Genomic DNA, 14,223 nt, shown 5'->3' with positions numbered 1-14,223 from the left:
TATGAAAAAAAACAAAAAAATAATTATTATCGGAGCTATTCTTTTAGCGCTTATTATTTATATTGTTTACATCAGTGGGTATGATTTTAGGCTTTTCAGGAATACACCGGAGAAATACAAATCCGGAACTCAGGCAACGTCCCAAAAGTATGCATCAGACAGCCTGAAATTAGTTAGTCAGATGCACCGTCTTATTGAAGAGCATAGAGAATCTTTTCATTCCGGGGAGTATGATAATTCCACACAAATCATTATTGACACGATTATGTATAGTTCAGACTTCAATAGAATATCATTTTTTGTAATCACTAAAAATCTGGTAAAAAAACAATTAAAGTCGGAAAAGAGCTCTCAATGGTATTATGATGCAACCTGCTATATAGGACAAAGAATACAGGATTCTTTTGCCCTTAAATGGGTTGGCCCCAATTATACCAACTCATATGATCGTGAACATATTTCAAAAGAAATAAAAAATTATTTTTTTAAGAAAAGAGCATCTGAGCCAGCCTATAAAGGTGAAAAAAAATATAATATTGATGACACACGTTATTGGACAAGCAGTGATTGGAAAAATCTGAATCCCAAAAAGTAAGTATTTTATTATAAAAGGACCGGAAATCTTTCTGGTCCTTTTTATTTTATACCCCGCCGGGCACACCAAAGTACGTTCAAAATTTTTACAGCTTACTGTAGTCACACTAAAAATATTTTCTTCCATTTACCAGCATTCCTGCTGAATTTAAATCGCCAGCTGAATTGTTTAACTGGCTCTTTTTCTGAAAGTCTAAAATTTTAAGAATATCAGATTTACTGTAGGAACATTATTTTTGGTTGAATGTTATTTTTTTTCGTCATTCTCTGATATCTTTTTGTTAATCTCAATTATATCAATTAAAGAGAAATTTTCTTTATTTTAAGATAGATAATTGATCTAAAAATATTTTTTGTAATATAAGTGCGTATTAAATTCTGCCATGTAGAATGAAAGGCTTCCGCAATGACAGACTAAGTAGGAGGATATTAAAGTCCTCTGAAAAAAATGAAAATTATATGAGTATCACTTTTTATAAACCAAAATCAGATCTATTAAGCCAATATATTGAGGGGTTTTATTTTATTTCTGAGCTTGATACCCTAAAATCAAATCAATATTGGACATTTCCCAGTAATTTCTGCCTTGCAACGATTTGTCAGGACACAGAGTTAATTCCTGAAAAAGACAAAATCACAATAAGGAGATCAACCATTAAAAGGATCGATTCATTTCTATTCTATAACATTTCCAAGCCCGTTAACGTTACTTACGAGGAACCTAGAAATGAACTTACAATATATTTCAAACCCCTTGCAATTTTTCATTTTTTCCCTAAACTTTCTTTATCATCAACTAGGGACCATTTGGAGAATTTCAAACCGTACCCTGATTATCAGACTAAAATTCAAGATCTATTTAAAATAAATAACAAAGATGAACAGGCCAATATGTTAGAAAATTATCTTATCTCCAAACTTTGTACTCCGAAACTCGAAACGATTCGAAACATACTGCAAAAAGTTGAAGAAGGATGGAAATTAAATGATATTGCTGGATCAATGGGTATATCCAGGCAATATCTCCATAGGATATTTTTTAAATATACAGGAAAGTCTCCATCTCTGTATAAAAGAATACATCGCTTCAGACAAGTTACCTCTTCTCTTCAAACCAATGAAAAATTCATTTCTTTATCGCACGAAAATTTATTTTTTGACCAGCCCCATTTTAACAGGGAATTCAAAGCGCTAACGGGGGTTGTTCCTACCGTATTTTTCAAAAATATTAATGTTTCAAAAGATATGCTCTGGCTTTTTGTTTAATGGTTTACATTCATACAATGTTCAAGGTATCTGTATCTATAATTTTGTATTTATCAACTAAAGAATTTGCAGCAACTGCAATTCTGCATGAGCTAAAAAAATTTATAGTCGCATGGATATAACAATTGGTTGATTGGCAAAATTAGATAATGACTGTTCAATAATTACGACAAAAAGAAAAAGGAAATAATGAACAACCACTATATTTTTTTTTATAATAGATACTTTCTGGTAAGATTACTATTTATACTTTGGGGAACATTAACTTTTGGACAATCAGTTAACCTGTCTTTCATAAGAAAACAACTGCATATCCTTGAGAAAGAGAATTACTTTAATGGTGTTGTTTTGATTGCCAAAGGTGATAAAACGATCTATAAGAAAGCCTTCGGATACGCTAATATAGCCGACAAAATTCCCAATAAAGTAAATACCAAATTTAATTTGGCTTCTATGAATAAAATGTTTACGGGTTTAGCCATTATGCAATTGGTAGAAAAGGGAAAGATTTCGCTAAATGACAGAGTTGGTAAATATCTATTTGAATTCCCCAATAAACTAGTAGCCGATTCCGTTACCATCCATCAATTATTGACACATACTTCCGGAATGGGAAACTTTTGGGCCGAACACGACAAACTAGCGAAAGAAAAGTTTAAAACAGCTAGCGATTATTTGCCGCTTTACGCACATCAGGAATTACTATTTTCTCCTGGGAAAGGTTTTCAATACAGCAATTCGGGATACATGGTTTTAGGACTGATCATTGAAAAAGTTTCTGGATTAAGTTATTCCGATTATGTAAAAACTTACATTTTCGAACCCGCAAAAATGAAGGATACAGATTCTTATGATTTGGAAGAGGCAATCCCGAATATGGCAATAGGATATACAATGTTATTGGAAAAACCAGGGCATTGGAAAAACAATATGTATAGCAATGTAACCAAAGGCACGCCAGCAGGTGGAGGATATTCGACAGCAGAGGACCTGTTGAGATTTTCCATGGCTCTTCAACAAAACACATTACTGAAGAAAGAATTTACACAGCTGTATTCCACTGGTAAAGTGAAATATAAAGAAGGTTCTTACGCTTATGGTATTGTTGAGAGTTTTTTAAACGGTCAAAGAATGCTTGGACATACAGGCGGACATTTCGGAATAGCAAATGAACTGATGATTTTCCCGGAGTCTGGCTATACTGTTGTAATTTTAACAAACGGAGAAGTTGAAAATTATTGGGAAGTTTCCAATCTCATTAAAAAGCAATTAACCGGAAGTACAAATGCAACAGATAACTTTTTCTATACAAAAGATGTTATCCGAACAGTGGAAAAAAATGGTCTTTCTGCCGGAATAAAAAAGTTAGAAGCTGATTCACACAAAAAATATATCCTTAAAGAGAATTTAATAGAAAGATACGGGCAAAAGTTCCTCTTCGAAAAAAAATATATTCAGGCAATTGATCTGTTTCAGCTGTCTACTGCTCAGTTTCCTGATTCTGCCACACCTTATTACAACCTGAGCGAAGCTTATAGATTATCTCATCAAAAGGAAAAAGCCCTTGAATTTTTGAAAATCTATTTAAAGAGAGAACCACTGGATAAAGAGGCTGAGATTAAGTATGAAAATTTAAAAAGCAGTAAATAGTTACTCTAAAATAATTAAAGACAGTATTAAATCTTTCCCCCAATATTACCAGCTTTAGGACAGATGGCTTAAAAATTCAGCCATCATTAACATGATGAAAAAAAATCATGTATACTCATAAAAAAAGAGACAACTCAATAGTTGTCTCTTTCAGTGACCTCATTGGTACAAAACTCGAACTCTTTGTTAGAAGATTTGAGACGATTATGTACTCTTGATACCTGATATTTAATCTGATGTAATCTTCTTAAACACTTTTATGGCCTTGTGAGATTTTAAGATAATATAAATAATATTTTCTCACTATATAAACCTTTTAAGAAACTGTCTTCATGTAAGGTTATTCCACCAACTTATATCTTCACAATTACCTTATTAACATACTAAAATAAAAAGCGGAGTGATTATCTCCGCTTGTTAAATTATTTGCAAATTTTGAATAGTTCTTTCTGTCAACTTAATATACTATGTTGTTTTCTTCTTCATATCTTGATATAAACCAATATTTTGAAGAGGATTGGGCGAATAGGTAATTCTTCCCACCTGAAACAAAGACAACAGCCGTTTTACAGTAATGGCTCCAATTTCCATCTGTCTGATGAATGGGATTAGATATAGTTGTGTTTTGAAATAATATCTTTCTAATCCAGTTTTTTGCAGGACGATACACTCTAATAATATCATCTGGTGATCCTATTAACTCTGACTCTGTACTATCTATTTTTACTGGAGTAGTTTGGGATGTATCACCAGAAATTGGTGATACATCCCAATTTGAAGAGATGTGAATATATTTATCTGTAATTTTATCTATTGTATCTTGAGAAATTTTAAATAGATCGTTACCATTTTTGTAATTTAGAAGATCTTTGGTTGATTGGGTTAACTGATTGTAGATAGATTTTAAATCATCTGGTAATTCATAAATAGCGTCAAATGATTTTTTATCAAAGTCACAACCATGTTCAAGAGCAGTATCAAGCATTAAATTGGCATATACCCATTGTAAAAAAGCTCTTATTTTTTTCTTTTAGAGAGGATTGACAAATCCAACAATTGAAAATATAGTAAAACTTAGCAACTTTTTAGGCATCGATATATTATTTCTTTTCACAAAATTGGACGCAAAAGAATTACAAAAAATAGAATTAGAAATTGATTGTTTACAAAAAGAGTTTAAAAATAAAAATAAGAGAAAATCCTAAATTTTAATTTAGGATTTGTATTTACTTATCAATTTCATTGTAGTATCAGTTTAAAACTGGTGAACTTATTTTCGAAATTATTTAACCTGTTTTTTCAAAACTTGACTCTTGTATTGTATAATGCTTTTTATTCTTTCCTATATAAATAAACTTGTATTTTGGTAATTGTTCCTGATTTAGTTTTTATATCTCCTGCTTATTATTGGTAATAATGAAGTTATTTCACCATTTTCACCTGCCCATCAACAATAGTAAAAAACGTGTATTTTCCTTTCAACCGTTTTATAATATAGTAGTCATTTCTTTCATATCTAAGTAAATCATTGTCAATCTTGGTACCACTTAACTTGGACTTAGCGTACATAAGTTCATTTTTAAATTTTCCTTCATTTTCTTCATAGACCTTCCTTTTTAAAGGAATATCATAGGCATTTTTTTCTTCATCGTAGTATGTAAATTCCACTACACTAAGCTTATCTGTTTGCATTATTGTAACAGTCGGAGCAGGAATATAGGTGTCATACTTTTTCCAATTAAAAATTGTAATATCTTCTGTACTGGGTAATAAAGCCAATAAAGTGCTGGTTCCATCTATAAAATTGTTAAAAATGCCTCCCTCATGATTGCAACCGTTAATCACTAACTCTATATACGTTTTATTTTCATTTGTATTTTTAATTGTACTAATACCTGACTCTTGAATACAATGTTTATAAGAATTTTTCTTTTTATTCTCAAAAAAACTCTTAACTGACTGATTCTGAGCATGACAGAATTGTAAAAAGAATAAGGCAAAAAAAACAGTAAAAGTACTATTTCTTCTTTGTGTGTTTAACATTATCATAGTAGTTATATCTTTTTTGTAAAACTGATGGAGGTGCAGAGCCGTATGCTGATCTTGCAGCATTTCCTCTATCTTCGCCTTCATTCCCATTACGTCCATTATATTCAAAAGGATTGCTGGCTGACTTATAATAAAAACTATTTCCAGCACAATCAATTAAGACTGTTTTTGAATCTAATCCTCCAACAACTGTAGGATCTACTCTATATGATGTTCTAAGAGGCAAGTCATTTTCCGCACGTATCATATTTTCTATATGGGAAGCAAAAATTTCGCCTCTGCTTACCCCGTACCATTGCCCAAATAACAAATAATTGCTTTCATCTCTTTTATGCCCAAGTTCATGACTAAGACTTACAAAGAATGGTGAATTTATAAGCCCCTGAGTCGTAGGGGTTTTTGCTGTTGCCTTTGGATCTATTTTAATAGGATCTGAACTATCTTTACCCGCATCTCCTGCATTTCCTTTGTCATAAATAATACTAGCATTATTCTTATCATTTTCAAAATAAGATATTAGATTATTCCCTGCATCACCTCCACTTGATATTTTATTTAAACCATCTATAATTGCAAGTACGTTTTCTGATAATGCTTTATTTTCAACCGCTAACCATTTCCCTTCAATTTGTTGTTGCGCCTGACCATTTGCATAACGATATGTATTCTGTCCATCCGAAATACTTATCCACATTCCATCTGGGTCAATAAATCGTATTGGATTATTAATGGCATAATTATAAGGAGAAAAGTTTTGTCCTTTTTCAGCCAGCGGATCAATTACCCCCCATCTTCCAAGATCTGGCATATAAAATCTTGCGCCATAATCATACATTCCTGACTCCTGTATTTCCTTCCCGTTGTACTTATAATTCTTGTAACCTCCCAAAAATCCTTTGTTGATACCAATATGGTTCATTCCGAATGCATAATAATTATTAGTATCGGTTATTTCTACAGTTCCTGTACTTCCCTTAGCAAAACTTACCCTGCTATTTCCAAGATGATCCTTGTACTGATAAATATAGCGGTTTTCTGTGAAACTGTAAAATCCTTCCGCCGTAGAAACAAAGTCTAGTATCCACGAGGGCTGAATCGGCTTTAGAGCATTGGTATCACTTTGGTTTTTAAAAGCTTCCTGCTCAAATGCAACACTTGTCCGGCACCAAAGGCATGTTGATATTTCTGAATACTGGTATTGGAAACCATCCAGATAATCTGTCATATTGGTGGTTATCATTGTGCTTCCTTTACCGCCTTCACTTCTATAAGTTTTACGGACTTTTGTTCCATCAGCTCTGTAGAGATAATTTAACCCAAAACCAGTGGCCACCCCAAGAGGACTGTTCTGACTGATTGTATAAGTACTAGGTAAATTGAGATAGTTGTACACAATACTTTGGATTCCTTTATCCTTCATGGTGGTCATATTCCCATTTGAATCATAATCAATAATATTATTGCCCCCTTCATATCCTGTATCATTCATTGCTGACTCTATAACCTTATCGAGACGGTTTCCAGTGTATTGATAGCTAAGATCATCTACCTGCACAAACGTAGTTCCCTGGGATATGGGAGCAGCATTTCTTTTTAATGTCATGATATTACCATTTGCATCATAACTCAGATACTCATCAAAATAACCGCTATTTCCTGTAGGTGGTTCTTTATAGAAAGCATTTTTTAACCTGTTCAATGCATCATATTCATAATTATAACGTTTCAAAAGATTTTCCGATCCGTTATTCCAGTCAATTTCAGTAATGTTACCATTAAATTTTCCTACGCTCTGAGGATTTACCGGATTTTGATACTTTATTTCATAGCCAAACAGCTTTCCATTCAGATTCGAAGGATCATTGATCTTTGTCAACCAACCTCTAATGTTATACTGATAATCTATTTGTTGAAGCGGAGAGGCTACTGCAATACCTCCAACTTTCTTAGATGTCAACTGAGAAATTTCGTTATATGTATTTTGAGCCAGATATTCTGCTGGGTTACTGTCAACCTGATGTTTGTGTACCAAAAGCCTATTCTGATTATCATACTCAAAGTTTTCTGTGATAATTCTTTCGGTATCTGTTTCTAATCTCTTATGTTTGGTAATGGTCTGTTTCGGGAGCCCTGCAAAATCCAGTTTAGATTCTGTTCTGGTATATCCTCCCAAATGGTTGATAGAATGCTTTCCAATTACTCGCCCTTTGACGTCATAATACGTATAATTCTTTGTCCAGCCATCATCTTCAATATTCTTTATCAGACTTAACACAGGGAGCCCTTTTGTACTTCTTCCATCTGTACTAAGAGTTTCTGTAAGTACAGGTTCTCCCAGAATATTTGAAACAGTTGGATTAAACAAGTATTGAGATGGACAAGAATCATAATAATTAACCGAAAGAAGCGTATCCAAACCTAAGTATGTATTGGTATAATAATATGCCATGCCGTTTGCCGTCAAACCAGCTGTATTTCGGGATTCAACTACAACAACATCATTAATCTGGTTCTGCATTCCGGTCCGAGTGTTGTTTGAGTTTAGAATTCCAGTATAGATAAGTCTGCCTCGTACGTCATATTTGTAGATAAGCCAACTAAAAGCAGCTCTTTGATTAGCATCCTGGGTCAGTATCAGCCTGTCTGCCTTATCATATACCATGTATTCCACGTCTTTTCCCGGAAGTTTTTTCTCAACCAAACGATTCTTTCCGTCGTATTTATACTGATAACAAAGTGTATTTAAAACAGTATCTGGGACCTGTGTTCCAGGGCTTAAGTTTTTAATAAGATCTACTGCCTTAGGAGATAAAACATAAGCCAATTGATTATAATCATTATAAACGTAGTATGTGTCGGTACTTTCGGTTGTACTGATCATTTTTCTTACCATCACAACCTGATCCTTACCATTTTTAAATTCTATGGTTTTATTTCCATCTTCATCCGTTACTGTACTTTTATATAACTGATTGGCTGTATAAGGAGCAGAAACCGTAATCAATGTTTCGAAAGTACTATAATTAAAAACCGCATTATATTTCTTTACTTCGCCATCAGCATTTGCATTGTATTCAAATTTCACGGGTTTTGTACTCCATGCCGTACCCACTTGTTTTTGTTCAAAAATTCTGTCCAGAGGGGAATTTTCTAAATTTTTGTGAACAAAAGGTGTATTATCACCATAATAAGTCTGGGCTGCCACCTGTACTCCTGATTGAATTCCACCGTTTAACGTATTCATTGGCGCCGGAAGCCATGTATCAACCTGCCTTCCAAATCCATCATAAGGAATTGTCGTTACGACATCTTTTCCTGCAGGAGATGCTTTTATATTGACAATTTGCTTGGGTCTGCCCAATCCATCAAAATACTGAACAGTTTCAGTTGTTTTAGTGGGTTGATTATTGGTATCATAATCAAGATATGTCTTACTGTAAGTATAGTTTTCTGTAGTGCTCAACTGGGCTTGTACAAAACCTGATATCATCAAAGCACCGATTGGAATTATGAGTTTCTTCAACGGTATTAGTTTTTATAGTTATATTTCATCTCTTTCAACACTTTGCCATCCATGTCAACAACTTTTTCAAGCCTGCCAGCAGCATCATAAATATAGCGCTCTCTGATTCCTGATGGCGGAGTAATACTCCTTACCCCTACTAAAGGATCATAACTGTACGTAGTAATATTATAGTTTAACAGCCTGAAATAAGTACGGAAAGCATCCAATTTATTAACAAGCTGGTTTTCTGCATCTTCTGGCTGCATGTTATAAAATGCGGGATTAGCATCTTTTTCAGAAGCTGTAAGAATATCTGCCAACTGAGCCGAAGCTGCTTCTCCAATCTGTTCATAGGTAAGCCCTTCAACTTTAGCAATAGGATACGTCTTATTATATCCCCAAACTAAAGAAACCGGAACCCCACTCTTTGTAGTATACTGCAGGAGATTTCCTTTATCATCATATTTATCATATTTAACTTCAGTATCCCAGCTGCCAGCTTTGATATCATACGACTGGACAGAAGTCGGAAGGTAGTTGTCCTGACTATCATATTTGGTTTGTATAAAGCTTAGGGTTTTATTATCCGAAGTAACCTTTGTAGATAATGGAATACCAGTCATATTCTTATTAATCAAACGGGTATTTCCCCAATCATTGGCATAATCATAATCGGTATAGATAATTTGGCTGTCAGAGGTTGTAAGCTTACTTATATCCAGATTTCCAGAGGCATTATAAGTCAATTCTGTTTTTTTCACCAAAGCCGAGGTTCCTAAAAATGTAGTTTCAATGGTGGATTTAAGCCTTCTTTTACCTGTAATAAGAGGACTCACCAAAAACTTATATTTAGTGACAGGCAACGGATTTTGATAATTGTCTCCCGTGTAGGATACTCCAATCACAGGACAACCTGAATTAAATTGATAGGGGTAAAAATTATTACTTGGGTCATAGATACCGGTTGATGTTTTAACGATACCAAATGACGGGTATACCCCATAGGTATTGGGTAAATTATCATAATTATTTATTTTCGATGACAGCTTATTTTGATTCTGGTCAAATATTTCTATCAATGTATTCTCTCCATTGGAAGGAACATCTACTTTCGGCATACCCTTCAAGTAAGTTCCCTGGATATTGGTAAAATAATATTTCGTGTAACCTTTAGCTGTTCCGTCAATGACACTAATGTCTTTCTCAATAACCTCACTATAGCCAAAAGATTTATTTCCCCCTACTCCGAAATCACTGGAATTGATTGAAATGTCATTAAATATTGAAATAGATTCACTAGGACATCCCCCAGTAGTTGATGAAGGCTGGGATTTAGATGTTGCACCACTGATAAGATTTATAGGATTAAAAGCATAAATTAATCTCCCACCATTATAAGTATATTCTTTATGTGACAATAATGTATTATTTTCATAATTCTTTAATGACTTTATCCTTAAACCGATTCCATAAGATATAGAAGTATCAATATTCGTATTATCAAAATATGAAATATCACTTGATACTACAGCTCTATGACTTCCATCAGTACTTCGGTAATTAATACCATTCTCAACAAATACATAATATTCTGTAGTAGGATCAGTATCTACTGGCACTGTTATTTCTTCACTCCAGGTCATTTGATGTGTTTGTTCAAATACACTTCCAGGAACATCTACTTTCCATTCTTTAATTACAGTATCAACAGGCTGCCCATTGATGGTCTTTCTTTTGCGAAACTGTATTTTACATTTAGCGATCTCCGTCCAGTCACCATAGTGAACCTCAGGATATAGGGGACCCATATAGCCGTCATATATGGTATTATTAAATTTTATAATATTATTGGGTAATTTAAATAAAGTACTTTGCTTTGTAATAGATCCTCCTGGCTCTGTACTTGCCCCCCTGTGCGTTATACTTTGAGCTTTATTACCAGTTTGTAATTGAGTAATAGTGGGTATAAACTGGTTGGTAAATGTATTGGATTCGTACTCAAATTCAGTACGGCCTCCAGTAGGGTAAGATATTTTCTTCAATATATTTGTTGTAACACAACTGACATTTGTATATCTCATAGTCCCTAAATATGAACTTGGTGTTAGCCCGTAATTTTTATAGGGGGCAGTTTTAAAGTAATCAAAATAGGTTAAATCAGGAAGAAGATTTTCACTCCCTTCACCATTACTATACCCATAAAAATCTGAACTTTTCATCTTATCAGGCATTATTTTGGATGTGTCATATTCAAATGTATAAGGAGGAATAGACGTCGGGACAGAATTACCCATTTGATCATAGTTGACCTCCTGAATAGAATTTAATCTTAATCTCTTATTTCTATAACCTTCTTCAGGTGTATTATTTATGGAATTAATTGGAAAATAATCTTGATTTAATACAAAACTTTTAATCTTCTTATTACTGTGTTTTGACAGAATATCGACTGAACTCAATTTTTTGATGGGCGTAGCAGTAAAATGGGGGCGAATGTCTTCCCTGTTATCCAAATTGAATTGTATCTTAGTATCCTCAGTTTCTATCCTAATTAATGTTTTTTTATCGTTAATTACAGCATTAGAGCTACTGTTTAAAGCAGGATTCATTGTAAAATTAGTGAGATGTACAACTTGTGTAGGATATTGCTGATAGGTACTTTCATCCTGATATGCGAATGTAACAACTTTACCACTTACAAGTTCAATTCGGCTAACTTTAAAAGTATACGATAAGTCAGCTGTGCTGGTCTGATCAGTTGTTGATTTTTCAATAGCGTAAAAATAAAATTTATCACCTTTGTTGGTAGTCGCTATCCAGCCGTCCGTATTTCTGGAGAATTTCACATCATCGTTACTTTCTAAAAAAAGTATTTCACTATTGTTCTCCGGATTGTAAAAAAATCTACCTGAGTATCCATAAAAATTATAAGAAAAAATATCTGGCTGTCCTTTTTTATTTTTTAAACTGCTTATAATATCATAAGAGTCATCTGTAGATGGCTGTGAGCCTCCTGGAAGAAGGCCTGAATTGTAGTCGTTTGCTCCGTATTGAAGTCTGTACATTGGATTTTCTGAAAGTACAGTGGGAAAGTTACTTTTAAAAATACTATAACCCGATGTGCTGGCAAAACCATCTCCTCCTGTTACAAAGTCTTCGCTTCCTCTAATTTCCTGTGTAATGGTTCCTTCGGGTAAAAAATTCCACCCGAGGCCAACCCATGTAGCTTCGTCAGCAACTTTAATACCTGACGTATGATAGCTTAAAGCTAATGGAATTTCAATATTGTCTATTTTAAGAGTATAAAGAGGTATTGAAACTTCTGCTGTTCCGGTATAATGACCTACTGGAATATCTCCAAATCGTCCTAACAATGCAACTTCAGGAGACGTAGGAACATTTTTCACACTTGGATCATACTGGTTGACTGTAGTTTGCCCTGAAGCATTATTTAATGTAGCTAATAATAAAATTATAGCTATTGTAGTTTTCTTCATGAAAATAATTAGTTTTTATTTTTTGATCAGCTTTGCATTACCTGTTTTATTGGTATCAGTTTTTATCGTCACCAGATATGCTCCCTGAATAAGTGACTGGGTGTTGATCTTAGTCACTCTGTTTTTGGTTTTAATATTCTGAAGCTGTCTTCCACTCATATCATATAAAAGAATATCTGCTTCCTTGAAGTCAAAGCCAATTTCTACATAAGCATAATCAGATACAGGGTTTGGATAGATTTTGATATCGTATTTCTCAATCAGCTGGTCCACCTGCTTGTCTCCCAGCTTTATGATCTTCCAGTTTTCTTTCCCCAGTTCTTCAGCACTGGTTCCTGCCAAAACAATTGAACCATCCCTGTTAAGTTTTAAATCAGATAACCTCTCTTCTTTCTTTCTGGATTCTCCTTTAACATGTTTTCTCCACTGCTCAGTACCATTCTGATCCAAATACAGCATCCAGAAAGTTTCATCATCGTTTTCTACTCTTCCTTCTGCCTGGGTATAGCCTCCCAATAAAATTCCTTTGGAAGATTTGTCATCGGCTGAATGAAGAACACTCATACCCATCAGAATATCACGATTCGCAAAATTGTAGGATTTCTGCCACTGTTCTTCGCCTCTTTCATTTAATGATATCAGCCATAGGTCTGATCCTTCTTCTAATCCAACAGTTTTATTGCCTGATCTTTCAGATCTGGATTCTCCGCCGATAATGAAACCATTGGAAGTTAAAGCCAGGGTTCTCAAATGATCGTCTCCTTTCCCTCCAAAATTCTTTTCCCATTCTACCCTTCCGTTTTTGTCCAATTTCACGATCCAATAGTCTCCCTCACCAAAGTTTTCAGTTTTCTTTGTTCCTCCCAGCAAACTTCTGGAATACATTCCAAGTAGTGCTCCTCCGTCTCTCGTTGGAATCATCTTCTCGACTTCATCCAATCCTTTCCCCCCCAAGATTATTTGGGATAACTCTTTTCCATCTTTATCCAGTCGGGTAATGAAGACATCTTTAGAACCATAACCTTTTGAAGAACTCTGTACGTTACCCGCAACAAAAAATCCTAAATCAGTAGTCTGAATAACTGCTCTTGCTTCTTCATCAGAAGAACTACCTAATGTTTTCTGCCATAGTTCATCACCGAATTCATTGATCCGGATCAGCCAGATATCGGAGCCCCCTTTAGTATCATCTTTCTTATCCAACCCTTTGGAAGAATAGCTGGTGCCTGCTACTAAAAATCCACCATCTTGTGTAGTAACAGTTGCTGACAAATAATCATGGTTTGATCCTGAAAAATACTTTTCCCAGACCTCTTCTCCCTGTTGATTTAGCTTTACCAGATGAAAATCGTAACCGTTATTTTGCTTTTGACTGCCAGCCACTTGCGATTGGCTTTTAGACTGTATAGAACTTCCTGTGATAAGATACTGCCCGTCGATGGTTGTGGTAACCTGGCTTAGAAAATCCTGAGTAGAGGATTTAATATCTTTCTGCCATACCACTTCCTGGGCGGAAGTGCCCATAAAAGCGCATAAGGTAAGCACTCCGAGATAGATTTTTCTCATTCCCGTATTGTTGTTTTTTGAGTTAGTGATTAGTTTTATTAAAACGTTGCAAATTTAACATTTTTCAAGAAACGACAAACATTTGCTTTTATTATA

Annotated in this window: 8 protein-coding genes; 3 read left to right on the top strand and 5 right to left on the bottom strand. The window is 34.3% G+C overall.

Annotated elements, in window-relative coordinates; all coding sequences use genetic code 11:
* The first annotated feature begins 1 nt into the window (after window position 1).
* The 3 genes from CRS_RS00945 to CRS_RS00935 all read left to right on the top strand — a co-directional run bounded on the left by CRS_RS00945 (window position 2) and on the right by CRS_RS00935 (window position 3,510).
* A complete protein-coding gene (locus CRS_RS00945) occupies window positions 2–595 on the top strand; it encodes a hypothetical protein (protein WP_142722227.1) in 594 nt (197 codons plus the stop codon).
* A 458-nt stretch (window positions 596–1,053) separates the two neighbouring features.
* Window positions 1,054–1,860 (top strand): helix-turn-helix transcriptional regulator, encoded by an 807-nt coding sequence (locus CRS_RS00940; RefSeq protein ID WP_172616969.1) that lies wholly within the window; start codon window positions 1,054–1,056, stop codon window positions 1,858–1,860.
* Between the two features lie 189 nt (window positions 1,861–2,049).
* Window positions 2,050–3,510, top strand: a complete 1,461-nt coding sequence (locus tag CRS_RS00935) for a serine hydrolase (protein WP_142722225.1) — start codon at window positions 2,050–2,052, stop codon at window positions 3,508–3,510.
* Between the two features lie 457 nt (window positions 3,511–3,967).
* Here the strand turns inward: CRS_RS00935 and CRS_RS00930 are convergent, their stop codons facing one another.
* From CRS_RS00930 to CRS_RS00910, 5 genes are all read right to left on the bottom strand, one after another.
* Window positions 3,968–4,495, bottom strand: a complete 528-nt coding sequence (locus CRS_RS00930; RefSeq protein ID WP_142722224.1) for a hypothetical protein — start codon at window positions 4,493–4,495, stop codon at window positions 3,968–3,970.
* A gap of 437 nt (window positions 4,496–4,932) precedes the next feature.
* Entirely contained in the window at window positions 4,933–5,553 is a 621-nt protein-coding gene (locus CRS_RS00925; protein ID WP_142722223.1) for a hypothetical protein, read from the bottom strand.
* On the bottom strand, window positions 5,528–9,082 hold the full coding sequence (locus CRS_RS00920; RefSeq protein ID WP_142722222.1) for a DUF6443 domain-containing protein: 3,555 nt from the start codon (window positions 9,080–9,082) through the stop codon (window positions 5,528–5,530). Before CRS_RS00920 ends, CRS_RS00925 begins: the two co-directional genes overlap by 26 nt.
* A gap of 5 nt (window positions 9,083–9,087) precedes the next feature.
* On the bottom strand, window positions 9,088–12,561 hold the full coding sequence (locus tag CRS_RS00915) for an RHS repeat protein (RefSeq protein WP_142722221.1): 3,474 nt from the start codon (window positions 12,559–12,561) through the stop codon (window positions 9,088–9,090).
* A 15-nt stretch (window positions 12,562–12,576) separates the two neighbouring features.
* Window positions 12,577–14,127, bottom strand: coding sequence for a T9SS type A sorting domain-containing protein (locus tag CRS_RS00910; protein ID WP_142722220.1), 1,551 nt, complete (start codon window positions 14,125–14,127; stop codon window positions 12,577–12,579).
* Between the last annotated feature and the right edge of the window lie 96 nt (window positions 14,128–14,223).

It is taken from the genome of Chryseobacterium sp. ON_d1, from assembly GCF_006829085.1.
Classification (GTDB): Bacteria; Bacteroidota; Bacteroidia; order Flavobacteriales; family Weeksellaceae; genus Chryseobacterium.
This window is presented reverse-complemented; position numbering and strand designations above follow the sequence as displayed.